This is a genomic window from Stenotrophomonas sp. YJH_SMC_64 (genome assembly GCF_059371375.1).
The window spans coordinates 20,256-47,134 of sequence record NZ_JCAFUN010000025.1; the positions used below are offsets into that span (position 1 = coordinate 20,256).

General features: G+C 67.7%; 18 protein-coding genes and 1 rRNA gene. 9 read left to right on the top strand and 10 right to left on the bottom strand.

Translation table 11 applies throughout. The features are described 5' to 3' along the window. Positions 1 to 129: 129 nt before the first annotated feature. On the bottom strand, positions 130 to 2,277 hold the full coding sequence (locus AC5P9L_RS20675; protein WP_495230703.1) for a S46 family peptidase: 2,148 nt from the start codon (positions 2,275 to 2,277) through the stop codon (positions 130 to 132). Positions 2,278 to 2,404: 127 nt separating this feature from the next. Here AC5P9L_RS20675 and AC5P9L_RS20680 point away from each other — a divergent pair, with 127 nt between their 5' ends. The 3 genes from AC5P9L_RS20680 to AC5P9L_RS20690 all read left to right on the top strand — a co-directional run bounded on the left by AC5P9L_RS20680 (position 2,405) and on the right by AC5P9L_RS20690 (position 6,791). After that, entirely contained in the window at positions 2,405 to 4,093 is a 1,689-nt protein-coding gene (locus tag AC5P9L_RS20680; protein WP_012481643.1) for a molecular chaperone HscC, read from the top strand. A gap of 305 nt (positions 4,094 to 4,398) precedes the next feature. Next, entirely contained in the window at positions 4,399 to 5,547 is a 1,149-nt protein-coding gene (locus AC5P9L_RS20685; protein ID WP_172986132.1) for a heat-shock protein, read from the top strand. After that, the gene (locus AC5P9L_RS20690) at positions 5,544 to 6,791 is read left to right on the top strand and encodes a J domain-containing protein (protein ID WP_012481645.1); all 1,248 of its coding nucleotides are present in this window, start codon (positions 5,544 to 5,546) and stop codon (positions 6,789 to 6,791) included. The genes AC5P9L_RS20685 and AC5P9L_RS20690 overlap by 4 nt, the downstream gene beginning before the upstream one ends. An 11-nt stretch (positions 6,792 to 6,802) precedes the next feature. On the opposite strand, the gene AC5P9L_RS20695 is transcribed toward AC5P9L_RS20690, so the two are convergent. The 4 genes from AC5P9L_RS20695 to glyQ all read right to left on the bottom strand — a co-directional run bounded on the left by AC5P9L_RS20695 (position 6,803) and on the right by glyQ (position 15,784). Then, positions 6,803 to 10,660 (bottom strand): translocation/assembly module TamB domain-containing protein, encoded by a 3,858-nt coding sequence (locus AC5P9L_RS20695; protein ID WP_099531408.1) that lies wholly within the window; start codon positions 10,658 to 10,660, stop codon positions 6,803 to 6,805. Next, the gene (locus AC5P9L_RS20700) at positions 10,657 to 12,453 is read right to left on the bottom strand and encodes an autotransporter assembly complex protein TamA (protein ID WP_005414924.1); all 1,797 of its coding nucleotides are present in this window, start codon (positions 12,451 to 12,453) and stop codon (positions 10,657 to 10,659) included. Before AC5P9L_RS20700 ends, AC5P9L_RS20695 begins: the two co-directional genes overlap by 4 nt. Before the next feature lie 256 nt (positions 12,454 to 12,709). Continuing rightward, a complete protein-coding gene (gene glyS / locus AC5P9L_RS20705) occupies positions 12,710 to 14,785 on the bottom strand; it encodes a glycine--tRNA ligase subunit beta (protein WP_227415491.1) in 2,076 nt (691 codons plus the stop codon). Positions 14,786 to 14,872: 87 nt separating this feature from the next. Further along, positions 14,873 to 15,784, bottom strand: coding sequence for a glycine--tRNA ligase subunit alpha (gene glyQ / locus AC5P9L_RS20710; protein ID WP_012481649.1), 912 nt, complete (start codon positions 15,782 to 15,784; stop codon positions 14,873 to 14,875). 83 nt (positions 15,785 to 15,867) lie between these two features. Between glyQ and AC5P9L_RS20715 the strand changes: the two genes are divergently transcribed. The 3 genes from AC5P9L_RS20715 to AC5P9L_RS20725 are packed head-to-tail and all read left to right on the top strand — an operon-like array spanning position 15,868 to position 19,383. Next, positions 15,868 to 17,703, top strand: coding sequence for a GspE/PulE family protein (locus tag AC5P9L_RS20715; RefSeq protein ID WP_005414929.1), 1,836 nt, complete (start codon positions 15,868 to 15,870; stop codon positions 17,701 to 17,703). Further along, positions 17,675 to 18,421: a glutamine amidotransferase gene (locus AC5P9L_RS20720; RefSeq protein WP_012481650.1), complete on the top strand. Its 747-nt coding sequence runs from the start codon at positions 17,675 to 17,677 to the stop codon at positions 18,419 to 18,421. Before AC5P9L_RS20715 ends, AC5P9L_RS20720 begins: the two co-directional genes overlap by 29 nt. A 50-nt stretch (positions 18,422 to 18,471) precedes the next feature. Then, complete coding sequence (locus AC5P9L_RS20725; protein ID WP_005411674.1) at positions 18,472 to 19,383, top strand: BPSS1780 family membrane protein; 912 nt, start codon at positions 18,472 to 18,474, stop codon at positions 19,381 to 19,383. Between the two features lie 107 nt (positions 19,384 to 19,490). Here AC5P9L_RS20725 and tatC read toward each other — a convergent pair whose 3' ends face one another. The 4 genes from tatC to AC5P9L_RS20745 all read right to left on the bottom strand — a co-directional run bounded on the left by tatC (position 19,491) and on the right by AC5P9L_RS20745 (position 21,910). Continuing rightward, positions 19,491 to 20,240, bottom strand: a complete 750-nt coding sequence (gene tatC, locus AC5P9L_RS20730; RefSeq protein ID WP_005411675.1) for a twin-arginine translocase subunit TatC — start codon at positions 20,238 to 20,240, stop codon at positions 19,491 to 19,493. Then, positions 20,237 to 20,698, bottom strand: a complete 462-nt coding sequence (gene tatB, locus AC5P9L_RS20735) for a Sec-independent protein translocase protein TatB (RefSeq protein WP_043034409.1) — start codon at positions 20,696 to 20,698, stop codon at positions 20,237 to 20,239. The genes tatC and tatB overlap by 4 nt, the downstream gene beginning before the upstream one ends. A 15-nt stretch (positions 20,699 to 20,713) precedes the next feature. Next, entirely contained in the window at positions 20,714 to 20,941 is a 228-nt protein-coding gene (tatA, locus tag AC5P9L_RS20740) for a Sec-independent protein translocase subunit TatA (protein ID WP_005420453.1), read from the bottom strand. A gap of 75 nt (positions 20,942 to 21,016) precedes the next feature. Beyond that, positions 21,017 to 21,910 carry a lipid-binding SYLF domain-containing protein gene (locus AC5P9L_RS20745; protein WP_005411678.1) on the bottom strand — a complete coding sequence of 298 codons (894 nt, stop codon included), beginning with the start codon at positions 21,908 to 21,910 and terminating at the stop codon, positions 21,017 to 21,019. Between the two features lie 165 nt (positions 21,911 to 22,075). On the opposite strand from AC5P9L_RS20745, the gene hemH reads away from it, so the two are divergent. The 3 genes from hemH (at position 22,076) to AC5P9L_RS20760 (ending at position 26,285) form a co-directional block, all read left to right on the top strand. Then, positions 22,076 to 23,038: a ferrochelatase gene (gene hemH, locus AC5P9L_RS20750; RefSeq protein WP_012481653.1), complete on the top strand. Its 963-nt coding sequence runs from the start codon at positions 22,076 to 22,078 to the stop codon at positions 23,036 to 23,038. Continuing rightward, entirely contained in the window at positions 23,035 to 23,889 is an 855-nt protein-coding gene (locus AC5P9L_RS20755; protein ID WP_005411680.1) for an alpha/beta fold hydrolase, read from the top strand. The genes hemH and AC5P9L_RS20755 overlap by 4 nt, the downstream gene beginning before the upstream one ends. Before the next feature lie 290 nt (positions 23,890 to 24,179). Then, complete coding sequence (locus tag AC5P9L_RS20760; protein ID WP_133050201.1) at positions 24,180 to 26,285, top strand: methyl-accepting chemotaxis protein; 2,106 nt, start codon at positions 24,180 to 24,182, stop codon at positions 26,283 to 26,285. Positions 26,286 to 26,761: 476 nt separating this feature from the next. On the opposite strand, the gene rrf is transcribed toward AC5P9L_RS20760, so the two are convergent. Next, positions 26,762 to 26,876 (bottom strand): 5S ribosomal RNA (rrf, locus tag AC5P9L_RS20765). Positions 26,877 to 26,879: the final 3 nt, after the last annotated feature.

The following is a 26,879-nucleotide window of genomic DNA, read 5'->3' on the forward strand; positions in this document are numbered from 1 at the left end:
CCGTTGGCCCGTCTGGTGGGTCACGACCGTTGGTCGTGACGGGGACATCCGTGCCCACTGACAGTGGGCACCTACCGGGAATCAATGGGCACCCACCAGGAAGCGGTGGGCACCTGCCAGGTTCCGGCGTTATTGGGCCGGCACGCCCATTTCCTTCAGCAGCTCGGGCGCCGGGTAGACCTTGGCCAGCAGCCAGCGCAGGTAGCGCATGTCCACGTGCACGGCGCGCTTGTAGCGCGGGTCGAACCACCAGCTGGCGCTGACCGATTCCCAGTTGCTGTCGAAGTTCAGGCCGATCAGTTCACCCTTGGCGTTGAGCACCGGCGAGCCGGAGTTGCCGCCGGTGGTATCCAGGTTGGTCAGGAAGTTGACCGTCTGGGTCTTCAGCGCCGGGTCGGCGGTGCTGCCGAAGTCACCCTTGGCAATCGCCGCCAGCAGCGGCTTGGGTGCATCGAACGGATAGGCGTTGGTGTTCTTCTCGACGATGCCGGCCACGGTGGTCACCGGCGAGTAGGTCACGCCATCGCGCGGGTGCAGCGCCTCCACCTTGCCGTAGCTGATGCGCAGGGTGCGGTTGGCATCCGGGTACACGGCGCGGCCCTGCTTGGCACGCCAGGCGAACAGCGCCTGCATGTAGGCCGAGCGCAGGCGCAGCTGCTCGCCTTCGCGGGTCTTGCTCTCGTTCTCGATGCGCAGCTGCGCGGCCACCAGCGGGCCGGCCACGGCGATCAGCGGATCGGCGGCCAGCGCCTTGCCTTCACGTGCGGCGGCGAAGCGCGACAGGCGCTGCGCCTCGTCACCCAGCTGGGTGCCCGCATACAGGGTGTCCAGCGCCTTGGCCAGCTGCTGCGGGGTACGGCCGAAGGCCGCGTCGAACTCGGCCACGCGCTGCGCGTCCGGCAGCTGCTGGTAGCGGGTCAGCAGGGTGGTCAGCAGCGCCTTCTCGACCTCCGGTGCGTAACGGCGCTGGACCTGCTTGAGCACGCCTTCGATCATCGCCTGGTCGCGCTGCTGGTAGCCGCTTTCGCGCTGCGCGTCCGGCTTGGCCGATTCGATGCGCAGGCGCTCCAGCAGCAACGCCGAACGCAGCAGCTGGCTCTGCGCGGCCATCTGGTCCAGCAGCAGGTCACGCTCGCCCACCGCCGCGCCCTGCGACAGGTTGGCCAGCAGCGCCTTGATGTCGCCCTGGTACCTGCGGTCGGTGGCCGCCAGCATCGCCGTCTCGTCGGCGGCACGCTGGGCCTTCGCGTCGCTGCGCAGCAGGCCTTCCAGCTCACCGGCAGCGCGCTTGCGGTTGTTCTTCAGCGACTGCAGCTGCGAGGCGTAGCGGGTGCGCGCCTGGGCATCCTTGGCGCTGGCCGCCTCGATGGTGTCGATCATCTGCTGGAACACCGACACGCGGCGCGGCAGCACGGTATCGATCTGGCCAGCGAATTCGGCCGCGGTACGATGGCGGTAGGTGATGCCCGGGTAACCGGCCAGCATCGCGTAGTCGCCTTCCTTCGGGCCTTCCACCGACATCTGCAGGTGTGCCGGGGCCTGGTAGGGCACGTTGTCCTTGCTGTAGGCGGCCGGCTTGCCGTCCTTGCCCACGTAGGCGCGCAGCAGGGTGAAGTCGCCGGTGTGGCGCGGCCACATGAAGTTGTCGATCTCGTCGCCGTAGTTGCCGATCGCACGCGGCGGCGCGTACACCAGGCGCACGTCGCTCAGTTCCAGCTGGGCGATGCGGTAGAAGTCGGTGCCGTAGTACATGTTGGCCACCGAGCAGCGCACGCTGCCGTCCTTCTCGCACTCGGCCACGATCTGCTTGCTGGCCGCATCGACGGCATCGAAGTAGGCGCGGCCGGTCTTGCCACGCGCCTGCGCCAGCACCTGGTCGGTCACCTTGTCGAAGCCGACGGTGACCAGCACGCGGAAGTCCGGGTTGGCCGGGCGCTCGTCGCCACGGTCCCTGGCGATGAAGCCACCAGTGATCAGGTCGTGCTCGGGCGAGCTGTTGTACTGGATCACGCCCATCGCCACGTGGTGGTTGGTCAGCAGCAGGCCGTCGGCGGACACGAACGAACCGGTGCCGCCACCGGCACGCACCACGGCGCTCAGCGGCGGCGCAGTGACGTTGGCCAGGTCGGCCGGATTGCCCTTGAAACCTGCGGCCTGCAGCGGCTTGGCCAGTTCCGGCAGCTGCGTCGGCATCCACATGCCTTCATCGGCGTGGGCACCGGCGGCGAGGGTCAGGCCCAGGGCCAGGGCGGTGGGAAGGGCTTTGCGTGATGACATGAGGCAATCCGGTACGACAGAACAGCCCGGGACCATAGCCCGTGGAGCGCTGTCGGGCAACGCCCGATGGTCAGGGGGTCGGGGCCACTCCTACAATCGCGGTTCCCTGCACAACGGACGTCAGCAGATGATCGTCGGTATCGATCTTGGCACCACCCATTCCCTCATCGGCATGCACACGGCAACCGGGCCGCAGCTGTTCCCCAATGCCCATGGCGAGCTGTTGACGCCGTCGGTGGTGAGCCTGGTCGATGGCGCCGTGCTGGTTGGCCAGCCAGCCCGCGACCGCCTGGTCAGCCATCCACAGCAGACCGTGGCCCACTTCAAGCGCTGGATGGGCAGCGATCGCGAGACCCGGCTGGGTGAGCGCAGTTTCCGCCCCGAGGAGCTTTCGGCCATGGTGCTGCGCTCGCTGCTGGCTGACGCCGAAGCCGCACTGGGCCACAAGGTGGAGGAGGCAGTGATCAGCGTACCGGCCTATTTCTCCGACGCCCAGCGCAAGGCTACCCGGGCAGCCGGCGAGCTGGCCGGCATCCGCGTCGAGCGCCTGATCAATGAACCCACGGCCGCCGCGCTGGCCTATGGCCTGCAGGAGCGTGACGGCGAAGGCTGCGTGCTGGTGCTGGACCTGGGCGGTGGCACCTTCGACGTCTCCATCCTGGAACTGTTCGACGGCGTGGTCGAAGTGCATGCCAGCGCCGGCGACAATTTCCTGGGCGGCGAGGATTTCCTGCAGGTACTGGTGCGGGCCTTCCATGCCGACCAGGGCACGTCCACCAGCGACCTGTCCGCTGCCGAACAGGCGCAGCTGCTGCGTCGACTGGAACTGTTCAAGCGCGAACTCAGCCTGAGCGGCGCTGCCAGCCTGCAGTTGCCCCTGGCCGGCAGCGAACGCCAGTGGCAGATGGACGAGGCGCGCTACACCCAGCTCTGCGAACCGCTGCTGCTGCGCATGCGTGGGCCCATCGAACGCGCGATCCGCGACGCCCGGCTCAAGCCCGACGCGCTGGACGACATCATCCTGGTCGGCGGTGCGGTACGCATGCCGATGGTCAGCAAGCTGGCGACCCGCATGTTCGGTCGGCTTCCGCTGCGCCATATCCATCCGGACCAGGCGATTGTCTTGGGCGCCGCCGTTGCAGCGGGATTGAAGGCGCGCGACGAATCCTTGCGCGAAGTCGTGTTGACCGATGTCTGCCCCTACACGCTCGGCACGCAGGTGTCCCGCCAGGATGCTGCCGGTGGCGAACGCAGCGGCTACTTCCACCCGATCATCCAGCGCAACAGCGTGGTGCCGGTCAGCCGCGAGGATCGCTTCTACCCGCTGCACGAGCGGCAGGACGCCATCCGTATCGACGTGTTCCAGGGCGAGAGCCCGACGGTGGATCGCAACATCAAGCTCGGTGAGCTGACCGTGCCGCTGACCCATTCTGTCCCGATGCAGGAGCGCAGCGTCACCGCCCGCTTTACCTACGACGTGAACGGGCTGCTGCAGGTCGAAGTCACTGAGGATGCCACCGGCAAGCGCCACGAGCTCATCCTGGAACAGAATCCCGGGCTGCTGTCACCCGAAGAGATCCAGCAGCGCCTGCGCGCACTGGAAGCGCTGAAGATCCACCCGCGTGACGCCCAGCCCAACCTCGCGGTGATCGCCCGCACCGAGCGCCTGTACGAGGAACGCATCCATCACCGCGAACAGCTGCAGTCGTGGCTGAGCAGCTTCCGCCATGTGCTGGAAGGCCAGGACGCCATTGCCGTCGAGCGTCATCGCCGTCAGCTGGACGAGGCACTGGACACCCTCGAGCGCGATGCATGAGCTGGGCACTTCACGTCCTGGAGCTGGACGAAGCCGCTGACGAGCGCGCGATCAAGCGCGCCTATGCAAATCGCCTGCGGGTGACTCGACCCGACGAGGATCCCATCGCCTTCCAGCACCTGCATGAGGCCTATCAGGCGGCATTGGACTGGGTCCGCCAGGAAGCGCTGGCCAATACCGCAGACGAAGACGAACCGGCGGAGCATGCAACCGACATCGCACCCTGGCCGCCCGACGCAGACGTGGCATGGGCGCCGCCCGAAACGCGTTCGTACTCGCCTCCATGGCCACCTCGCGGCACGCCTGTGCTGCTGCGCACGGCACAAGTGGCGGAACTGGAGGGAGCGGTCCACGTATCGGGCCATGCGCACACGATCCTGCGCATGGCCCATCTGTCTTCCCCTGAAGACTTCGGCCCCTGGCTGGAGGCCACGCCGGTGCTGTGGTCGCTGCGCTACAAGCCATTGGTGGGCGACGCGCTGCTGGATGAACTGGCACGCAGTCACAACAGCGTCAGCGCAGCCAACATGGGTCTGCTGGCACGCTGCTTTGGCTGGGATGATGTACACGATGGCGTGGATCCGGACAGGCTGGCATCGATCCAGTCGCGCGGTCATCGACGCTGGGCCGCCGAGACCGGGAATGCGGCAGAGCTGTCGGCACTGCTTGAACAAGAGGGCAGCCTGCGGTTGGGGAGGATCACAGTCAGTCGTTGCCTGCGCTACCTGTCGCAGCCATGGAACCTGCGGCGATCCCTCTGGCAGGCGCAGCTGCCCGAGCACATCAGTGAAGTCAACGCGCTGCTGGATGCCATCGAGTCGGGGGGAAGCGAGCAGTTGCCCGAGGCATGGCATCCGCAGCAGATCCTGTTCTGGCGAAGTCTTGCCGACGTCTCCCGGCCCAGGCGGTGGCGCTGGCAGGTGAACGCGCTGCGTGGCGTGCTGCTGGGCGTCTGCAGCCTGTTGTTCTTCGGTGGAATCGCAGGTGTCTCGTTGGTCCAGGGAAAGGCGGGCGAAGCCTCGATATTCGTCCAGATGGGGGCGCTCCTGGGCCTGCTGCTGGCGGTGATGGGAGTACTGTGGGTGCCTGTTCGCTGGGCGCTGCGCCAACTTACGCTTGACCTCACTCATCGGCGTGCAGGGCTGCTGCTGGCCCTACCTGCGCCGTTGATGGCGATCGGCAGCCTGGTTCTTGTCCATGGCCTGGGCCACCGCATGGAGGGTACGCTGCTGATCTTCATGGCACTGCCCTTGGCGACTGCGCGCCTGTGGCGACGCGTCGGTGCCCGGATGCGATTCGGAGTCCGCCACGGCGTGTTCATGGTACTTGCCATGCTGATCGCCGAAGCAGGCATCGTTCTCACCCTGCTGCAGTGGGGCGCCGAGTTCGTGCACCGCGCGCGTCGTCACGCGCCGATTGACCGGCTTCCGCCGGCCTCTGGAAACACTGCGTGAACCGGGCGCTGGACGCTCTCGGGCTCGACGCCAGCGCCGACGAACGGGCGATCAAGCGCGCCTACGCGCAGAGACTGCGCGCGGCGCGCCCGGACGAAGACCCGGTGGCATTCCAGACGCTGCACGAGGCTTATCAGGAAGCGCTGCGGTGGATACGCAACCGTGCGCAGTGGCAGGAGGAAAGCAGTGCAGAAGCGCTCGCGACCACGCCTGCGGACAACAGCCCGCCCGAGCCACTGGCGCCGTACGACAGCCATTCGCCGATGGACCACATGCCGGAGCTGCATCATCCATGCACGCTCGACACCGACATGCCGGACGATGTGGTGGAGCCATCATTGAACCTGCCCCGGTTTGCGCGCCTGCTGATCAACACCGCCGGCGACACCGACCCGGCCAGCTTCGAGCACTGGCTGGCCGGGCGTCCGGAGCTGTGGTCATTGGCCGACAGGCCACGTATCGGTGACGTGGTCCTGCAGCAGCTGCTGCACCAGGGCGGCCCGCTGTGCGAGTCCAATTTCGATCTGCTCGGTCGATACTTCTGCTGGAATGAGATCCGGGCTGATATCGATCCCTACCGGGTCCGTGCACGACGCAGCCAACTGCATCGCCACTGGCAGCTGCAGCCGCGCAACCATGCGGCCCTCACCACAGCACTGGACCGACCGCAGGATCGGGTGTCCCCCCATGAAGCCCGTGCCCGCGTGGAACGCTTGACCCGGCCGTGGCACTGGCTGCAATCGCTGCTGTCGTCCTGCGTGCCCGGGCGCGCAGGCACCATGCGGCGCACGATGCAGCATCTGGGGGTGCATACCGTCCGCGACACGCTGGCGCCACTGGACGCGGATCAGGTCGCCTTCTGGCTGGCGATATCGCAGCCCAGGCGCTTCAACATCCCGAAGTTGCAGGTCGCGATTGTCCGCTGCCTGCTGGGCGCGCTGATCGTACTGGCGGTTCTGGCGGTGCTGGCACTACTGGGTGATGCCGTGCGACCACGTGCGCTCAACACGTCCGGCATGAAACGCGCGGCAATCCATGCCTCGGTGGTCATCGTGTCCGGCGCCCTCATGCTGGCGCACTTCGTGGGGTGGACTCCATCGCGAACGGCGTCCGCGCCAACACCGGCCGAACCACCGTCGCCGCTCGATGGGCAAGGCGTGCTCACGCACGGGCCTCGTCCGCGCAGGCCTGCTCCCTCATTCGCAGTCGTGAGCCAGCTGGACCCTGGCACCGGCAACGGTTGAATGGCGGCGGGTTACTTCTCCCGCCGCCAGTTGATCGACCCCCGGTTTTCCACCGTGCTCGACTCCACTTCCACGTCGAATCCGCGACGCAGCAGGTACTTCAGCGTGATCACCGAACCGGCACCGACCAGCGACACGCCGTAGCCGACGTACAGCTTGGGCGAGATGTACTTGCCGACCCCGATCACCGAGCCACCCAGCGCGCGCGACTGGCTCACGCCGGCATCGTCCAGGCCCAGCTTGGCGCCCAGCTGCGACGCCAGCAGGCCGCTGCCAGCCGAGAGCGCCGCCGAGGCCGCGTTGACCTGCTGGGCCTGGTCGCTGCTGGCACCGGTCAGGCTGCGCCCCAGCACCAGGTAGGCCAGTGCCTCGGACTGCGACATCGCCGGCTCGGACCACACGTCCGCGCGCGGCTGCTGTGCACGCCCGGTCACGTCGATGCCGGCGGTGACATCACCGATCCGGCGCTCGGCACGGATGTTGATGCGCGGGTCGGACACCGCGTTGTAGTTCCAGGTGAGGTTGCCACGGGTGATGGTCAGGTCCTGCCCGTATGCCTTGTAGCGACCACTCACTTCCAGGCCACCATTGGCGGTCATTTCGCGGCCAGGCTTGGCCCAGACCTGCATCTTGCCGGTCAGCGCGCCCTTCAGGCCGAAGCCGGTCATCTTGACCTTGTCGCCAAGGCTGACGGTCAGGTCCATGTCCAGCGGCGAGGTGCGCGACTCTTCCGGGTCGGCCGGGTCCAGCACCACCACGTCCTCGGACACCGAGGTGCCACGATCCAGGCGTTCGAGATCGATGTCGGCCTCGGGCACGTGCACGGTGCCGCGCAGCTCCATCGCCGCCTTGGCCAGGGTGAAGTCGAGGTTGGGGTTGGCGACGATGCGCAGCTCGCTGGTGTTGGACAGCAGCACGTTCTCGCCATGGATCTTCAGCTGCAGCGGCTGTGCATCGCCGAACCACGACAGGCCACCATCGACATAAAGCGTGCCCTGGCCCGAGTTGGCCTGCGCGGTGATCTTTGCCGAACCGTCGGGCTGGGCCACGAAGCTGCCCTTGCCCTGGTCGAAGGTCAGGCCCAGCGCGGGGAATTCGCCCTTGAAGTTGCTCAGCTGGGCGTCACCGCCCAGCGATGGCTGGCCGCGCGTACCGCGCAGGCTGACGTGGCCCTCGATCAGGCCGGTCGGGCGCACGATGTCCGGCGAGAACAGCTCCAGCCAGTACAGCCGCGACATGTTGAGGTAGAGCTCGCCGTTCAGCGGCGCACTGGCCTCCCAGCCGGTCTGCATCCTGGCATCGACGAAGCCGTTGCCCTGGAAGCCCATGCCCAGGTAGCCCTTGATGCTGGCCGGGGTCATGTCGAGCTTGAGCGAGAACTGGTCATAACGCACCAGCTCGCCGCGGGTGGTATCCCCCACGGTGTTGCGGTTCTCGCCCAGGCGCACGCCGCCTTCCTTCGAGCGCACCTCTACATGGCCTTCCCAGGCATTGCCGCGCGGGCGGATCTGCGCGTCCAGGCTGACATCGCCACGCAGGTAGATGCGGCGGCCGGACTGCGGCGGCAGCCACGGCTGCACCAGCGCCAGCGGCAGCGCATCACTGCGCACCACCAGGCCCTCACGCGGCCAGTTGGCCTGTGCGCACAGCGCGCCGCTGCTGGCCGCGGCCAGGCAGGCTTCGGACAGGGTGTAGGTGCTGCCGTTGATCGCGAACGCCGCCGGTGCACGCAACGACCAGGCATCGCCCTTCACCGGTGCGATACGCAGCGACGCCAGTTCGCCGCGCCACTGCGCGCCCTGCTGGCGGACGCTGCCCTGCAGCTCGATCGCGCCCATCTCGTTGCGGGTCTGCGCCGCCAGGCGCAAGTTGGACACACTGCCCTGCGCATCCACGTTCAAGCGTTCCAGCAGCATGCCGGCGTTGACCTGCTGGCCCTGCACCGCCAGCGTGCCGCTGTCGCCGCGCCATGGCAGGTGGCCCTTGATGCTCACGCTCTCGGCGCCGTAGCCATCCCAGTTGAGGTTGTTGCCGACCAGGTCGGCGGTGATGTCCGGCGCATCGCGCGGGCCCTTCACCTGCACCTGTCCACGCAGGCCGCCATCGGCGCCGGGCAGCAGATCGCTCAGCTGCAGCGGTTCGAAACGCGCGTCGATGTCGAGGCGGTCGCCGACCTTGCCCGACGCGGTCACCCGGCTGCTGCCCAGCGACAGCTTCAGATCGCCCTGGCCCTGCGCGCCCTGCAGCGCGAACTTGCCCTGTGCGTCGAGATTGCGCTGGCGCAGGATGCCCTTCAGCGACGGCAGGTCGACGGTGGCTTCCAGCGTGCCGGCCGTGCCCGGCGGCGCGTTTGCCGGCGGCGGCAGCTGGCGGCCCTTGGAGGCCAGGTTGCCGGACAGGCGGCCGTTCCAGCCCGGCACGAAATAGCCGGGGTCGAAGTCCTTCAGCGTGGCCTTGGCATCCCAGTCCAGCTGCGGTGCCCACGCCACCTGGCCTTCCACCTGCAGCTGCCCCCCCGGCGTCTGCGCCTGCAGCTGGTGGATCGACGCGGCCTGGTCATTGCCGCGTACGTCGAACTGCAGCTGTGCCTTCTGCTTTTCGCGTTCGACATCGGCACGGCCGATCGCGGCCCACGCCTTCAAGGTACCGGCCAGGCCGAAGCGCGCTTCCTTCAGGGTGACCGGCACCGGTGCGCTGCCGGCCGTGTTCGGATCGGGCGCCGGCACGTAGGTCAGGTCATGGGCGACCACCGAGAAATTGAGTTTCTGCTGGTCTTCCTGGCTGAAGTCGGCGGTGCCTTCCAGCCGTGCCTCACCGCCAAGCCCTTTCACCAGCAGGGGCGACACCTTCAGCACCTGGTCCTGCAGCGACACCACCGACGGTGCCAGCTCCAGCTCCTGATCACCCTGCTTCACCTTGCCACGCAGGTTGGCGTTGCCGCCCTTGCCAGCCGCGGTGAAGTCCAGTGCGAGTGGTGCGATCGCCGAGCTGGCCAGTGCCGGCGACAGCAGCGCCAGATCCAGTTCGTCGCTGCGGATGCTGGCGCTCCAGCTCGGATCGGTGCGGCCATCGAACACCAGCATCGCGTGCAGCGGCTTCGGCGCGCGCCCGGCTACGGCCACTTCCATGTGCGCCAGGTCACCGCGTGCCACCAGCCCCACCGTCGCTGCGGTACGGCCACGCGGGGCCGGCAGCACTGCGGTCACGGTCACGTCGGTGTCGTAGTCCTTGGCCGGAATGTAGCGGCCCTGGGCGGTGAAGTTGCCCAGGTCACTGTCCACCACCAGCTTGTGCGCCTGGAACTCGCCGTTGGCGATCTCGATGCCGCCACGCACGCGGCTGATGTCGATCACCGGCTCGTTGGCCTGGCTGATGCGGAAGCCATCGATGGCGATGGCATCGGCCTGGATCGCCAGCGGCATTTCGATCTGCGGCAGCGAATCGGGCCACGACGGCAGCTTGAACGGCTCATCGCTCTTGGCCAGGTTCAACGTCGCGTTGGTCAGCTCCAGCTTGTCCAGCAGCAGCTTGCGGCCCAGCAGTGGGCGCAGGTCCGGCTCCAGGTGCGCGCGCTCGGCGTGGAAATGGATGTCGTCGTAGCGGAAGTCGACGTTGTACAGGGTCAGCGGACCGGCCACCGGGCCGTCCACCTTGTCCCAGGTGAAGCTGGCGCCCACCGGCAGCCGCGCCACCACCTGTGCCAGCAGCACATCGCGGCCGGCCACGGTCTGCAGCAGCCAGTACACCGCCAGCAACGCCAGCAGCACCAGGCCGATCACGCCCACGCCGGACCACGCCCAGAAGCGGCGGCGGCGGTAGAAACGCACGCGCGGCGGCGGCGTGTTCGGGGTGGGTGCGGGCGTGCTCACAGGTCCGCTCCGATGTTGAGGTAAAGCTGGAACTGCGAATCCGGGTTGTTCAGGCCATGCGCGATATCCACGCGCACCGGGCCCACCGGCGATTTCCAGCGCACGCCGAAGCCGACGCCGGTGTGCAGATCAATGGTGTTGTCGAAGGCGCTGCCGGTATCGACGAACACCGCCGCGCCCCACGGGCCGCCATTGAAGTAGTGCTCGTACTCGGCCGAGCCGATCACCAGGTTCTTGGCGCCCAGCGCGTATTTGTCGGGTTTGGGTGTGCGCGGGCCGACTTCGCGGTAGGCGTAACCGCGGATGCTGCGGTCACCGCCCGCGAAGTAGCGCAGGCTCGGCGGCATCGCCACCAGGTCGCTGGTCCAGGTGGTACCCCCCTCGCCGCGCAGGATCAGGCGGTTGCTTTCACCCACCGGGATGTACCAGCGCAGCACGGCGTTGGCCTGCACGAAGCTGGTGTCCGAGCCGGCACCTTCAACGCCGGCACGCATCGTCGCAGTACCGCTGATGCCCTTGCGCGGGAACATCTCGTCGTCGACGTTGACGTAGTCTGCAACCATCTGCGGGTACACCAGCGTCGAGGTGTTGTAGACGGCATCGGTGAATTCAGTGCCGGAGGCATAGCGCCAACGCTCGCGCAGTGCGTTGATCGAGGCGATCGCGGTCCAGTGCTCGTTGATCTCGCCGCTGCGGCTGGCGATCAGCTTGAAGTTGCGCAGGTCGATGTAATCGGTCTGCTCGTCATACGCACTGGCGGCGAAGGTGTACCAGCCGTCAAGCCAGTTGAAGGCGGGGATGCGGTAGCTGGTCACCAGGCTCTTGCGCTTCTGCGCATAGTCCAGCTGCGTGTTCATCTTGTGGCCGCGGTTGTTCAGGAACCGCCGCTCGATGCCGCCGCGCACACCCGGACCACTCTCGCTGCCGTAGCTCAGACCCGCGGTATAGATGGTGCGCTTGGCGCGGGTCAGCTTCACATCCACCGGCACTTCGCCGTTGGCATCGGCCTGGTCGGGCCGTGGCTGGATGTCGATCACGCTGAAGTAGTCCAGCTTGGTCAGCGACTCGCGCAGCCGGTCCAGCTTGCCCTCGTGGAAGTAGCTGCCCTGTTCCCAGTACACCAGCGGGTCGAACAGCTTGTCGACGAAGTAATCCTGCTCGAAACGCACCGGCCCCATGTTGTAGCGGCGGCCGCTGTCCCAGGTCAGGTCGATGTCGGCTGCGTTGTCGGCGCGGGTGATCTGCACCTGGCGCTGGGTGTAGTCGGCATCGAAGTAGCCACGCTCGGCCAGGCGACGGGTGATGGTGATCTTGCTGGCTTCGTACTGCGTGTGCTCGAAGCGCTGGCCCTTGCGGGGCTTGAACGCGGCCAGGTCGTCCTGCAGGTACTGGTCATACATCGCCGGCCCGGTGATGTCGATGTGCTCACGGCGCACGGTCACCGGGGTGCCCTTGTCGACATGGATCAGCACCCGCACATGCTCGTCCTCGCGCGGCGCCTCGACCTTGATCACCGGGTTGTAGTACCCGAAGGGTTCCAGTGCCTGGCGGGTCTGCCGCTCGGCCTGCGACAGCAGGTACTCCAGGCGCGATTCGCCCTGTTCCTTGCCGATCGTGTCGTACAGCGACAGCGATTCCTGGATGTTCTCGATGATTGCGGCGTCGTCGCCCTTGTCCAATCCCTTGATGTCCACCTTGTCGATGGTGCCGCGCGCGTGGGCCACGGAGGTGGCGGCCAGCGACAGGACCATCAGCGGCAGGGCGTATTTCTTTGGCTGCATGCGGCACAGCATACCGACCGAAGGTGACGATGCGAAATGCATCACGTCATTCGGGATCGGTTGTTAAGTGGCGGTCAAAATACGCGCCTTTGTGGCGATCCTCGTGATCGCAGCCGAGGATGCCGGCATCGTGCGCGATGCCGGCGATGACCCCGATGGACATCCGCCGACGGTGTTCCGGTAGTGCCGACCGCTGGCCGGCAATCCACAGGTCGATGCGATGCGCGGTGGCAATGCCGGCCAGCGGCCGGCACTACCGATACGGGCATCAGCTCGACAGATGCTCGATCGCTGCCACCTTGCCCAGGCGCTCGCCCAGCATCGTCAGCAGCGCCAGGCGGTTGCCACGCAGCGCCGGATCTTCCGCATTGACCATCACGCCATCGAAGAACGCGTCGACCTGCGGGCGCAGGCGGGCCAGGCGCGCCAGCACCGCCACGTAATCCTTCTGATGCAGGCTGGCGCCGGTGTCATCGATGGCCGCGGTGACCGCTTCAGCCAGCGCGCGCTCGGCGTCTTCCTGCAGCAGCGCCGGGTCGATCTGGGCCGGAATGTCGCCTTCAGCCTTGCGGAGGATGTTGCGGATGCGCTTGTTGGCCGCAGCCAGCGCCTCGGCTTCCGGCAGCGCGGCGAAGGTGCCGATCGCGTCCAGGCGGCGGTCGAAGTCATACAGCGAGACAGGCTTCAGTTCGGCCACCGCATTGAAGTGCGTGGCTGGCACGTTCTTGTCGCCGTAATAACCCTTCAGGCGGTCGAGGATGAAGTCGTACAGCTCGCCGACGTCGGCCTGCACGTTGCGTGCGGCCAGGCCGGCGTTGGCGCTGGCCAGCAGTGCGCGCAGGTCCAGCTCGAAGCCGCTTTCGATGATCGTGCGCGCCAGGCCCAGCGCATTGCGGCGCAGCGCGAACGGGTCCTTGTTGCCGGTCGGCTTCAGGCCTGCGGCGAAGCCGCCGGCCAGGGTGTCCACGCGTTCGGCAATGGCCAGGACCTTGCCCAGCGGCGACAGCGCGATGTCATCACCACCGAAACGTGGCTGGTAGGCCTCGTCGATGGCCAGCGCCACCTCGGCCGATTCGCCACCGGCCACGGCGTAGTGGCGGCCGGCGATGCCCTGCAGCTCCGGGAACTCGTTGACCATGCGCGACTGCAGGTCGTTCTTGGCCAGTTCGGCAGCCCGCCTGGCCTGCGCGGCATCGGCACCGACCTGGGGTGCGATCACTTCGGCCAGTGCAGCCACGCGCGCCACCTTGTCGGCCACGCTGCCCAGCTTGGCCTGGTAGGTCACCGTCTTCAGCCCCTCACCCATCGACACCAGGCCCTGCTTCAGGTCCTCGTCGAAGAAGAACTTGGCATCGGCGAACCGCGGACGGATCACCCGCTCGTAGCCCTTGGCCACTTCCGCCACGTTCTTCGATTCGATGTTGGCGATGCCGATGAACTTCTCGGTCAGCGTGCCTGCCGCATCCAGCACCGGGAAGAACTTCTGGTTGATCTCCATCGTCTCGATCAGCGCTTCCTGCGGCACCGCCAGGAACGCGCGCTCGAAGCTGCACAGCACCGCCGACGGCCATTCGACCAGGTTCACCACCTGCTCCAGGTTGTCGTCGGTGATGCGGGCGCTGCCACCGGCCTTGGCCGCAGCGGCCTCGACCTCGGCGACGATGCGCGCGCGGCGCTCGCTCGGGTCGACCAGCACGAACGCGGCGCGCAGCGCTTCAACGTAGTCCTGCGGCTGCGCCAGCGACACCGCCTGGTCATGGTGGAAGCGATGGCCACGGCTGACGCGGCCGGCCTGCAGGCCGAACAGTTCGGCCTCGACCACGTTGGCGCCGTGCAGCAGCACCAGCCAGTGCGCCGGGCGCGCGAAGCCCCAGGCGTGGTCGCCCCAGCGCATCGGCTTGGGAATCGGCATCGCCGCGATCGCCTCGCGCAGGATCTCCGGCAGCAGGCTGGCGGTGCTCGCGCCCGGGGTCACCGCGCGGTGCACGAAGCGCTCGCCCTTGTTGTCGGTGGTCTTCTCCAGCGCGGTCCAGTCGATCCCGGCCTTGGCGGCGAAGCCCTGCAACGCCTTGGTCGGCTGGCCTTCGGCGTCCAGCGCAATGTTCAGGTACGGGCCCAGCACTTCGCTGTGCTGCTCCGGCTGTTCCAGACCGACGCCCGGCAGCAGCACGGCCAGTCGGCGCGGGGTCGACAGCGGGCGCGCATCGCCCAGTTCCAGCGCGACGCCGCGCTTGCGCAGGCCTTCGACGACACCGTCGAAGAATGCCTGGGTCAGGCCCGGCAGCGCCTTGACCGGCAGCTCCTCGGTGCCCAGTTCGATCAGCAGGGGGGACAGTTGGCTCATCGGTTCGATCCTGTGGTGGGGGCGCAGCGCGCAACGCGTCCGGCGCCCCGGGTAGTTGATGAAAAGCGGGTCGGTGCGGGAGGGCCGTCAGGCCTTCTTCGCGCCCGGGAAGCCCAGCTTCTCGCGCTGCTCGTAGTACGCCCTGGCCACCGCCTGGGCCAGCGCGCGCACGCGCAGGATGTAGCGCTGGCGCTCGGTCACGCTGATCGCACGGCGCGCATCCAGCAGGTTGAAGGTGTGGCTGGCCTTCATCACCTGCTCGTAGGCCGGCAGCGGCAGGTTCACTTCCACCAGCTTCTGCGCCTCACGCTCGCAGGCGTCGAAACGGTGGAACATTTCTTCCACGTCGGCGTATTCGAAGTTGTAGGTGCTCTGCTCCACCTCGTTCTGGTGGTAGACGTCACCGTAGGTCACCGGCTGGCCGTCCGGGCCGTAGGTCCAGATCAGGTCGTAGACGTTGTCGCAGTTCTGCAGGTACATGCACAGGCGCTCGAGACCGTAGGTGATCTCGCCCAGCACCGGGCGGCATTCCAGGCCACCGGCCTGCTGGAAGTAGGTGAACTGGGTCACTTCCATGCCATTGAGCCAGACTTCCCAGCCCAGGCCCCACGCGCCCAGCGTCGGCGATTCCCAGTTGTCCTCGACGAAGCGCAGGTCGTGCACCAGCGGGTCGATGCCCAGTGCCTTCAGCGAATCCAGGTACAACTGCTGGATGTTGTCCGGCGCCGGCTTCATCGCCACCTGGTACTGGTAGTAGCGCTGCAGGCGGTTCGGGTTCTCACCGTAACGGCCATCGGTCGGGCGCCGCGACGGCTGCACGTAGGCCGCATTCCAGCCTTCCGGACCGATCGCACGCAGGAAGGTGGCCGGGTGGAAGGTACCGGCGCCCACCTCCAGGTCGAGCGGCTGGATGAGCACGCAGCCCTGCTGGGCCCAGAACTGGTTCAGGGTCTGGATCAGGCCCTGGAAGGTGATCGGAACGGTCGGGGTCGCGGACATGCGTACGAGTCTTGGCCGGCAAGGGGGTGCGCTAGTATAACGGCCGACCTGCGGGGCATTCCGTACCCGGGAGGAGCAGGCAGATGGAACATCGGCTGCCGGCAGGCACGCCCGGCGAGGCGGACGGCGTACCGCTGCCCTGGGGACGGCTGCATTTCGAGCAGATTGCCGCGGCCCTGACCGCCGATGGCCTGGTGGCCGAGCAGGACCGCGAGCGCATGCGGTTTTCCGCACAGGGCGCGCGCAACGCCAGTGAAGTGCATCCGCTGGTGCTGCTGTCCAACCTCAAGCTGGCCGCCACCGGCGGCGGCGAACTGACCCTGGAACGCCTGACCGAGTGGCTGGCGCAGCGCACCGGCAGCCGTTACCTGCGCATCGACCCGACCCGAGTGGACGTCGCTGCGGTGACCGCGCTGGTGTCGCATGCCTACGCCCGCCGCCACCGCTTCCTGCCGCTGGCGGTGGATGCCGAGCGCGTGCTGGTAGCCACCAGCGAGCCGCTGGTGCAGGAATGGCGTCGTGACCTGCAGCACCTGACCCGCCGCCGCATCGAGCTGGCGGTGGTCAACCCGCTGGACCTGCACCGTTACACCATGGAGTTCTACGGGGTGACCCGCTCGGTGCGCGGCGCCCGTGGCGATGTGCGCGGCGAGGCCAGCACCACCCTGCCCAGCTTCGAGCAGCTGGTGGAGCTGGGCCGCACCGGCGACGTCAATGCCGACGACCAGCACATCGTGCACATCGTCGACTGGCTGCTGCAGTACGCCTACGAACAGCGCGCCTCGGACATCCACCTGGAGCCGCGCCGCGAGATGGGGCGCATGCGCTTCCGCATCGACGGCGTGCTGCACAAGGTGTTCGAGGTACCGCCGGCGGTGATGACCGCCGTGGTCAGCCGCATCAAGGTGCTGGGCCGCATGGACCTGGCCGAGCGCCGGCGCCCGCAGGATGGCCGCATCAAGACCCGCTCGCCGGGTGGCCGCGAGGTCGAGATGCGCCTGTCGACCATGCCCACCGCCTTCGGCGAGAAGTGCGTGATGCGCATCTTCGACCCGGATGCCGCGTTCAAGAGCATCGACCAGCTCGGTTTCAGCCCGCAGGAGGCCGCCGGCTGGAATGCGCTGGTCGAGCGCCCGCACGGCATCGTGCTGGTCACCGGCCCGACCGGCTCGGGCAAGACCACCACCCTGTATTCCACGCTGAAGCGGCTGGCCACGCCGGACGTGAACGTGTGCACGGTGGAGGATCCGATCGAGATGATCGCGCCCGAGTTCAACCAGATGCAGGTGCAGGCCAACATCGACCTGGACTTCGCCAGCGGCGTGCGCACCCTGCTGCGGCAGGACCCGGACATCATCATGATCGGCGAGATCCGCGACCTGGAGACCGCACAGATGGCGGTGCAGGCCTCGCTGACCGGCCACCTGGTGCTGTCCACCCTGCATACCAACGACGCGCCCTCGGCGGTCACCCGCCTGCTCGACCTGGGCGTGCCGCATTACCTGCTGGCCAGCACCCTCAACGGCATCCTCGCCCAGCGCCTGGTGCGCACGCTGTGCCCGCACTGCAAGCAGCCGCACAGCCTCGGCGCGGCCGATTGGGCGGTGCTGGCTGATAGCCATGCTGCATATCCAGATGCCGCCACGCCCTGTCGGCCGGTCGGTTGCCTGGAATGCCGGCGCACCGGATTCCTCGGCCGCATCGGCCTGTATGAGTTGCTGCCATTGGGTTCGCGGCTGCGCGGGCAGATCCGCGCCGACATGGACCTGGCCGGTTTCACCCGTGCCGCGCGGGCTGAAGGGCTGCGAACCCTGCGCCAGGCCGGGCTTGAAAAGGTGGCGCAGGGGCTGACTACAATCGAGGAAGTCCTGTCAGTGCTGCCGCCCCCGGATGAACCCAGCCCCGTTCCTGATCCTTGAAACCGGCCGACCGGTGCCGTCATTGCGCCGCTACGGGCGCTTTCCGCACTGGATCCGCGTCGCCGCCGGGCTGGAAGAACACGAGACGGTGGTGGTCGATGTCGAGCACGGTGGCGCCCTGCCCGACCCTCATGCCTTCGCCGGCGTGCTGGTGACCGGCTCGGCCGCCTTCGTCACCGACCATGCCGACTGGAGCGAGCGCAGCGCCGCGTGGCTGCGCCAGACCGCCCACGACGACCTGCCGGTATTCGGCATCTGCTACGGCCATCAGCTGCTGGCACATGCGCTGGGTGGCGAGGTGGCCTACAACCCGGCCGGCCGCGAGTCCGGCACGATCGAACTGGAACTGCAGCCGCAGGCCGCGCAGGACCCGCTGTTCCAGGGCCTGCCGCAGCACTTTGCCGCCCATGCCACCCATCTGCAGACCGTGCTGCGCGCGCCCGATGGTGCCGAGGTGCTGGCCCGTTCACCGCTGGATGGCTGCCATGCCTTCCGCTGGGGCCGCCAGGCCTGGGGCGTGCAGTTCCATCCGGAGTTCGCCACCCACCACATGCGTGGCTACGTGCGTGCCCGCGCCGACTGCATCGGCCGCCACGGCGGCTGCGCCCGCAGCATCGAGCGCGCGGTCAGTGCCGCGCCGCTGGCCCGCCAGCTGTTGCGCCGCTTCGTCCGCCAGGCACGGCTGTCTTCAGCCCAGCCGGTGGCAAAACAGGGATAATCGGCGGCACGGGCAGCCGCCCGGCCCCCTCCTGTCCTTCCCGGATGTCCATGAAAGAGATTCGCAAGCTGCCGGCTTCGGCGGGCGCCCAGTGGTTGCTGGATACGTTCTCCCTGTACCGGCGTGCGCCGCTGCAGCTGGCCCGGATCGGCCTGACCTGGCTGCTGGTGAGCTGGGTGGTCACCTTGTTGTCGACGCTGATTCCTGGCGCTGCCGGCATGGCCGTGCAGCTTATGACGCTGGCCATTTCGCCGATCATGTTCGGCGGCATGCTGTATGCCGTGGGCGAGATCGATGAAGGCCGCCCGGGCCTGGCCTCGCACCTGCTGCAGCCGATCCGCGACCACCGCGTCAGCCACCTGCTGGTGCCGCTGGCGATCCAGGTGCTGGCGGTGCTGCTGCTGGGCGCGCTGCTGTTCCTGATGATCGGCCGCGAGGGCTTCACCGCCTTCAGCGAGGTCATGACCAAGATGGAAGAGATCAGCCGCAGTGGCCAGCAGATCAAGCCGGATGACGCGGCCGCGCTGGTTGCCAACCTGCCGGCCAAGCGCATCGCGCTGTGGATGCTGCTGGTGTTCCTGAGTGCGGTCGCGCTGTCGCTGGCGATGTTCACCCAGCCGGCGCTGGTGGTGTTCGACAAGCAGAGCGGCATGCACGCGCTGCGCCTGAGCCTCCAGGGCTGCATCGAGAACATCGGCGCGATGATCGTGTTCGCCGCGCTCGGCCTGATCGCCGCGTTCTGCATGTACATCCTGTTCGTGATCGTGATCCAGATCGCGATGCTGATCGGCGGCCCGCTGGCCGCCGCCTTCATCGCCCAGCTGGTACTGACCACGGTGCTGATGCCGCTGTATGTCGGCGCGGTCTACGCTGCGTGGAAGCAGATGTTCGTGCACCGCGGCAGCCGCGCGGCGCCGCCGATCCCGACCACGCCGACCTCCAGCGACGTGTTCCACGCCTGACCAGAACGCAGGTAGATCCACGCCATGCGTGGATAGAAAAGGGGACGGAGGGGATTAAGTCGTTAAAGGCAAAAACGACTTAATCCCCTCCGTCCCCTTTTTGTCTTTCAGGCGGCGGGCTTCTTCACTACCGACGACGGCACCAGCCAGCGTGCGGCGTGGATGCCCAGCTCGTACAGCAGGCACATCGGAATCGCCAGCATCAGCTGCGACACCACGTCCGGCGGGGTCAGCACCGCCGCCAGCACGAAGATGCCGACGATCGCGTAGCCGCGGCCTTCCTTGAACTGCTGCGGCGTCACCCAGCCCAGCAACACCAGGATCACCATCGCCACCGGCAGTTCGAAACTGCCACCAAAGGCGAAGAAGATCGCCAGCACGAAGTCCAGATAGGCATTCGCATCCGGTGTGATTGCGATCACGTCCGGGCTGAAGGTGGTGAGGAAGTGGAACACCGCCGGCAGCACCAGGAAATACGCAAAGGCGCAACCGGTGTAGAACAGCAGCACCGATGACACCAGCAGCGGCACCGCCAGGCGCTTCTCGCGTGCATACAGACCGGGCGCGACGAACGCCCACAGCTGGTACAGCAGCCACGGTACCGCCACGAACAACGCGACGAAGAAGGTCAGCTTCAGCGGTGCGAAGAAGGCACCGGCCGGGTTGGTGGCGATCATCGTCTGCCCGTTCGGCAGCTGCGAGACCAGCGGTTCGGCCAGCGCGTTGTAGAGCTTCTGGGTGAACGGCAGCAGCGCCAGCAGCACCACGCCCAGGCCCAGCAATGCGCGCACCAGCCGGCCGCGCAGTTCCACCAGGTGTTCTACCAGCGAGCTCTCGCCGAAATCCTGTTCACTCATGGGTGGCGCTCCGTGCTCTGCGCCGGCGGCGGCGTACCAGTTTCAGCGGGCGCGGCCGAAACCGGCTCGGCGGCACCACCGTCCTGCGCTGGTTCAACGGCATCGGGCGCGGCGCTCATGTGCGGCGGCAGATCCGCGGGCGCCGGTGCACGGACTTGCTGCACCAGGTCATCGCCCTGCTGCTGCGCCTGCTGGGCTTCGCGACGGATCGCTTCACCGCTGGCGCGCAGCTGGTTCTCGGTGTCCTGCATGCCCTGGCGCACATCCTGCATCTGCCGCTTGATGTCCTCGGCCTGCAGTTCGCGCTCCAGTTCCTGTTTCACCGAATCCCATTGATTGCGGGCGCGACGCACCCACAGGCCGGCGAAGCGGGCCGCCTTGGGCAGGCGCTCGGGACCGAGCACCACCAGGGCGACCACTGCAATCACCAGCAGTTCGCTGAAGCCGATATCGAACACCGCAACCGCTCCGGATCAGCGAGCGTTACGGTCGTGCTCGTCCTGCGCGGTGCGCGACGCGTCCTGGCTGCGCGACTCATCGCCCAGCTGCGCGTTCGGCTTGTCCTCGTCGCGCATGCCCTTCTTGAATTCCTTGACCGCCGAACCGAGGTCCTTGGCGCCGCTGGTCAGGCGCTTGGTGCCGAACACCAGCAGGACGATGGCCAGCACGACCAACCAATGCCAGATGCTGAAACTGCCCATAAAGACGCTCGTTACGTTAGTGATCAGGCTGTCGAGCATAGCGCACCGGCTGTCGGCCGGCGCGCGTGACGAAAGTCAGTTTCCGCCCAGCGTTTCCGTACGGATCTCGCCGTCATTCACCGGCTGGAAGCCCTGCTGCTGCGGCGGCGGGGTCTGCGGCACGTTCTGCAGCGGCGCGGTGGTGGCCTCAGCCGGCGCAGCCGGTGCTGCCTGAACAGGCGCCGGAGCAGCTGCCGGGGCGGCAGCCGGGCGCGGCGCGCTGCCGCCGTTGCCGCTGCGGTTGTTGCGCGCCGCGTAGGTGGCCTCTTCCAGGCGATCGCGGAAGGCGACCACATCCATCGACGGCGAACCGGCGGCGCGGCCTTCGAAGATCATCCGCGGCGTGGTGTTGCTGCCGTAGGCGTCCAGATTGGCGGCATCGTCGATCTGCAGCACCGCGCCATCCAGCGCGACGCCGGCAAACAGGCCGCGGGCGCGCGACCAGGACCAGATCTCGGCCTTCAGCTGGCCGTCGGTGGCCGCGGCGGCGTTGCGGCCCACCGGACCGGCGGCGACGCCAGCGTCGGCACCCAGCGTGAACTTGCCGTTGACCAGGTTGTCCAGGCTGCGGTCGTTGCGGAACACCAGCACCACATCGGAGGACTGCACGCCGGCCTGGAAGCCGATGCTGCCGCCGGTGAGCTTCACGAACACCGGGTTGGACCAGGCGCCGTTGGGCATGCGCACCGACATCAGGCCGTGGCCACGACGGCCGCCAATGACCAGACCGGCCTTGATCGTGTCGGGAATGACGATGACCGCGCGGCCTTCGTCCAGCAATTTATCCGGAATGCCCTGTTCAGGGATTTCCTGGATTTCAGCCAGCACGCGCACGGCATTGCGCGCACGCTGGTCTTCCTGCGGCCCGGCCATGGCCTGGCTGGACAGCAGGCTGGCGGCGATCAGCAGGGCTTGGATCGGGCGACGCATGGCAGGCTCCAGAAGTCAGTCCATAGGAAGATATAGCAAGTGACTGAAATTAGTAGCGTTGTCATGAATCCCCAATGAGCGTTCCCTGCTCACATTGATGCGCGCTATGCCTGCAATCCGAACCCTGCATCCCGGCGCGACACCGGATCGGCGACAATACCGCCCATGCTCGACGCACCCGATACCGCCGTGCTGGCGGTCAACCTAGGCACGCCCGAGACGCCGACGGCCCCCGCCGTACGCCGTTACCTGGCTGAATTCCTGTCCGACCGCCGCGTGGTCGCGATCCCGCCACTGCTGTGGCAGCCGCTGCTGCGCGGACTGATCCTGCCCCTGCGCAGCAGTCGTTCGGCGGCCAAGTACGCCCAGGTCTGGCTGCCCGACGGCTCACCGCTGATGGTGCATACGCGCCAGCTGGCGCAGGCCATGCAGGCCCTGTTGCCGACCCTGACAGTGCGTCATGCGATGCGTTACGGCGAACCCGCGCTGGCCAGCGAGCTCGACCGCCTGGCAGCCGACGGTGCGCGCCGCATCGTGGTGCTGCCGCTGTATCCGCAGTACTCCACCACCACCACTGCCTCGGTCGAAGACCGCGTCGATGCCTGGCAGCGCCGCAATCCTGGCGTGACCGTCAGCCTGGTGCGCGACTATTCGGTCGATCCGGGCTGGGTCGAGGCCGTGGCCGGCTCGATCCGTCGCTACTGGGAACAGCACGGTCGCGGCCAGATGCTGATGTTCTCCTTCCACGGCATCCCGCAGCGCCTGGCCGATGCCGGCGATCCGTATCCGCAGCGCTGCGAGGCCAGCGCACAGGCCATCGCCAAGGCGCTGGAACTGGGCAGGGACGAGTGGCAGATGGGTTACCAGTCGCGTTTCGGCCGCGAGCGCTGGCTGCAGCCGTATGCCGAGCCCAGCCTGTGGGCGCTGGCCGAATCCGGCGTGAAGCAGATCGACGTGGTGTGCCCCGGCTTCGCCACCGACTGCCTGGAGACGCTGGAGGAAGTCGCGCTGGGGTTCACCGAAACACTGGCCGAGCGCGGCGCGACGATGCGCTACATCCCCTGCCTCAACGCCGAACCGGAGCACGCACGCGCGCTTGCGCGGCTGGCCGTGGCCTCGCTGGCATGAGTCTGCAACCGTTTGAACTGGAGGTCGGTGGCGCGCGCGTCGCCGGCCTGCGCAACCACGGCGATGGCCCGCGCGTGCTGGCCCTGCACGGCTGGCTCGACAACGCGGCCAGCTTCGTGCCGCTGGCGCCGCATCTGTCGTCGCTGCAGCTGGTTGCCATCGACCTGCCCGGTCATGGCCACAGCGCGCATCTGCCGGCCGGTGCCAGCTACACCACGGCCGCAGCGATCTGCCACGTGCTCGACGTCGCCGATGCACTGGGCTGGGACCGCTTCAACCTGCTCGGCCATTCGATGGGTGCCGGCATCGCCAGCCTCACCGCCTCGGTCAGTGATCGCGTCGAGCGCCTGGTGGCGATCGAAGCGCTCGGCGGCCTGCGCGGCCCCGAGGAAGAAACCGCCAACCGCCTGCGCGAGCATGTGAATGCCACGCGCGCACTGGCACGCAAGCAGCTGCGCGTGTTCCCCGACCTCGCCGCGCCGATCCGCGCACGGATGATGACCAACCAGCTCAGCGAGCACTGTGCACGGTTGCTGGTCGAGCGCGGCGTGGAACCGGTCGAGGGTGGCTACCGCTGGTGCAGCGATCCGCGCCTGATGCTGCCCACTGCGATCCGTCTCAGCGAAGGCCAGATCGACAACCTGCTGCAGGCCATCGCCTGCCCGACGCAGGTGATCTATGCCACGCCAGCGCAGTCCTACTACCCCGAGCCGATGCGCAGCGATCGCCTGCAGCACCTGCGCGATGGGCGGTTGGCGGTGTTTCCCGGCAACCATCACCTGCACATGGAAGATCCGGAACAGATCGCAGGCGTGATCCTGCGCTTCTTCAGCAACGACAACGCGGGCTGAGCAAAGGTATCCGCGCGCTTCACTCTGCGCGTCTGCGGCCGATACATCAGTTGCGGGCCCCTGCGTCCGCAGCACGCAGGTCCGGTCGGGCCTGCGGCGTGTGTCTGGTTCTGCAAGGAAGTCCGCATGCCTGCTCCATTGCACCGTCACCCACAGGATGTGGCCGCGGTGTCCCGTCTCCGCGTCGCTGATCGCGTCGCATTCCCCGAATTCCCGGCTCGCGCCCTGGTCACGCACTCCTGCGTGCGCCGCGGCGTGGCCGTTGTCGTCTGCTGATCCAGGAGTCGCCGATGTCCGTTGCATCCTCCCGTCCCCCCGATACCGCCCGCCTGCCGCACCTGCAGCAGCTCGCGCACCGCGCTGACCGCCGCCTGCTGATCGGCAGCGCGGTACTGGCCCTGGCTGGCCTGGCGCTGGCCCTGCACGGCCCGCAGGTGCAGGCTGCCGCGTTGGCGGCCGTCGCCGTGCTGCCAGCCGCGTGGTTGGGCGGGGCCCAGGCGGGCCGGGCCGTCGCCCGCAACGGTCTGGCGTTGCTGTTGTCGCTGCAGCTGGCTGTGTTGTGCGCGATCATCAGCCTGTCACCGGCATTGCCGATTGCCCTGCTGCTGGGCGTGCTGCTGGGCCATCGCGATCGCCTTCCGGTGTGGCTGGCCGGTGGCGTCGGTACCCTCGCCCTGCTGGCACCGCTACAGGGCGGTGCCGCGCTGTGGCCGACGCTGCTGCAGGCCGGCATGCTCGCGGGCCTGACCCTGTTCCTCGGCCAGGTCGCACTGCGCCTTCGGCAGCAGACCGAGGCCCTCGGCCACGGCCCGCGTCGGCTTGCCGCGCTCGCACGCGATATCGCCACCGGTGCCGATCTTGGCGCGCATGCCGATACCGGCGCCTATGCGCCGGGTTCACTGGCCCACGCCCTGGCCGACACTGCACGCCACGTGCAGGCCCAGCGTGGGCGCGAAGCCGCGTCACATGCCGAGAACGCGCAGATCCGCCAGGCCCTCGATGCCTCGCGCACCGCGATGATGATCGCCGACAACGACCATGTGATCCGCTACGTGAACCGCTCGGTGGTGGCACTGCTGCGCAACCAGCAGGCGACGTTGCGACAGGCCTTCCCCGATTTCGACGCCGAGCGCCTGGTCGGCAGCAGCATCCATCGTTTCCACGCCAACCCGGACCGCATCCGCGCGATCCTCAACGGCCTGCAGGTAGCGCACAACGGCAAGGTACAGATCGGCCCGGTGCACTTCGCGCAGGTGGTCACGCCGGTGTTCGACGCGCAGGGCGTGCGCCTGGGCTTCGCCGTGGAATGGCATGACCGCACCCATGAGCTCGCGCTGGAGAATGCCGTGGCCGGCATCGTCGCAGCGGCAGCGGCCGGTGACCTCGACCAGCGCCTGCAGGCCACTGAAGGCGCCAGCTTCCTCGATGGCCTGACCGGTGGCATCAACCAGCTGCTCGATACGCTCGGCAGCACCGTCAACGAAGTGCGGCAGATGCTCTCGGCACTGGCCAACGGCGATCTGGATCGGCGCATGCACGGCGAGTATCACGGCGCCTTCGCTGCCATCCAGCGCGATGCCAACGCCACGGCCGGGCAGTTGGCACGCATGGTCGGCCGCATCCAGGAATGCGCGGCGTCGATCAGTACCGCCGCCAGCGAGATTGCCGCTGGCAACGGCGCGTTGTCCGAGCGCAGCGAGCGCCAGGCCGCGCACCTGCAGGAGACCGCAGCATCGATGGAGGAACTGACCGCCACCGTGCGCCAGAACGCCGCCCATGCGCGTGAGGCCAGTGCGTTGGCGGCCTCCACGCAGAGCGCTGCCAGTGACGGCAACACGGCCATGCAGCGGGTGGTGGATACCATGCAAGCCATCGAAGGTGCCTCGAAGCGGATCGGCGACATCACCGGCGTCATCGACGGCATTGCCTTCCAGACCAATATCCTGGCGTTGAACGCAGCGGTGGAGGCGGCACGCGCCGGCGAGCAGGGCCGAGGCTTTGCCGTGGTGGCCAGCGAGGTGCGCGTGCTGGCGCAGCGTTCGGCGGCGGCCGCACAGGAGATCAAGAAGCTGATCGACGAAGCGGGCCGGCAGGTGGGCGAAGGTGCCCAGCTGGTGGCCGATGCCGGCCAGCGCATGCAGGGAATTGTCGGCGGCGTGGAGGATGTCAGCCACCTGATGCGCGAGATATCCGCGGCGTCGCAGGAGCAGTCGGTCGGTATCGAGCAGATCAACCAGACCGTGGTGCAGATGGATCAGGCCACGCAGCAGAATGCGGCGCTGGTGGAAGAAGCCACCGCTGCCGCACGCGAGCTGCAGAACCAGGCCGGCACGTTGACCGAAGCAGTCTCGGTATTCCGCCAGCAGGAACCGCTCGAGGTCTCGCGGGTCGCCTGATCCTGGCCTTCCATTCGAGTCTGATCAGGACGGCGCCCGCAGGGCGCCGTCTTTTTATGCGTGACCTGCCCCTGGTAGTGCCGGCCGCTGGCCGGCAACCGATTGCTGTGTGGGCCTGCTGTTGGTAGCGGCCAACCTTGGTTGGCGCCGCTGTTCCTCGCAGGGGGTATCCACGCATGGCGTGGATCTACCGGGCGATGTAATGCCATCGGGTTGCCGGCCAGCGGCCGGCACTACCCGGTGTTTACCGCGCACAAAGTTGCCGGCCGCTGGCCGGCAAACGACCGCTGTGCGCGCCTGCTGGTAGCGGCCAACCTTGGTTGGCGCCTTGGCTCCTCGCAGAGGGCATCCACGCATGGCGTGGATCTACCGGGTGATGCAATGCCATCGGGTGCCGGCCAGCGGCCGGCACTACCTGCATTTTCTGCGCACAAAGAAAAACCCCGCTGCGTAAGCAGCGGGGTTTTGGGTGTAAACCCTGGCGATGACCTACTCTCGCATGGCTTGAGCCACACTACCATCGGCGCAGCTGCGTTTCACTTCCGAGTTCGGGATGGGATCGGGTGGTTCCACAGCGCTAATTTCACCAGGGAG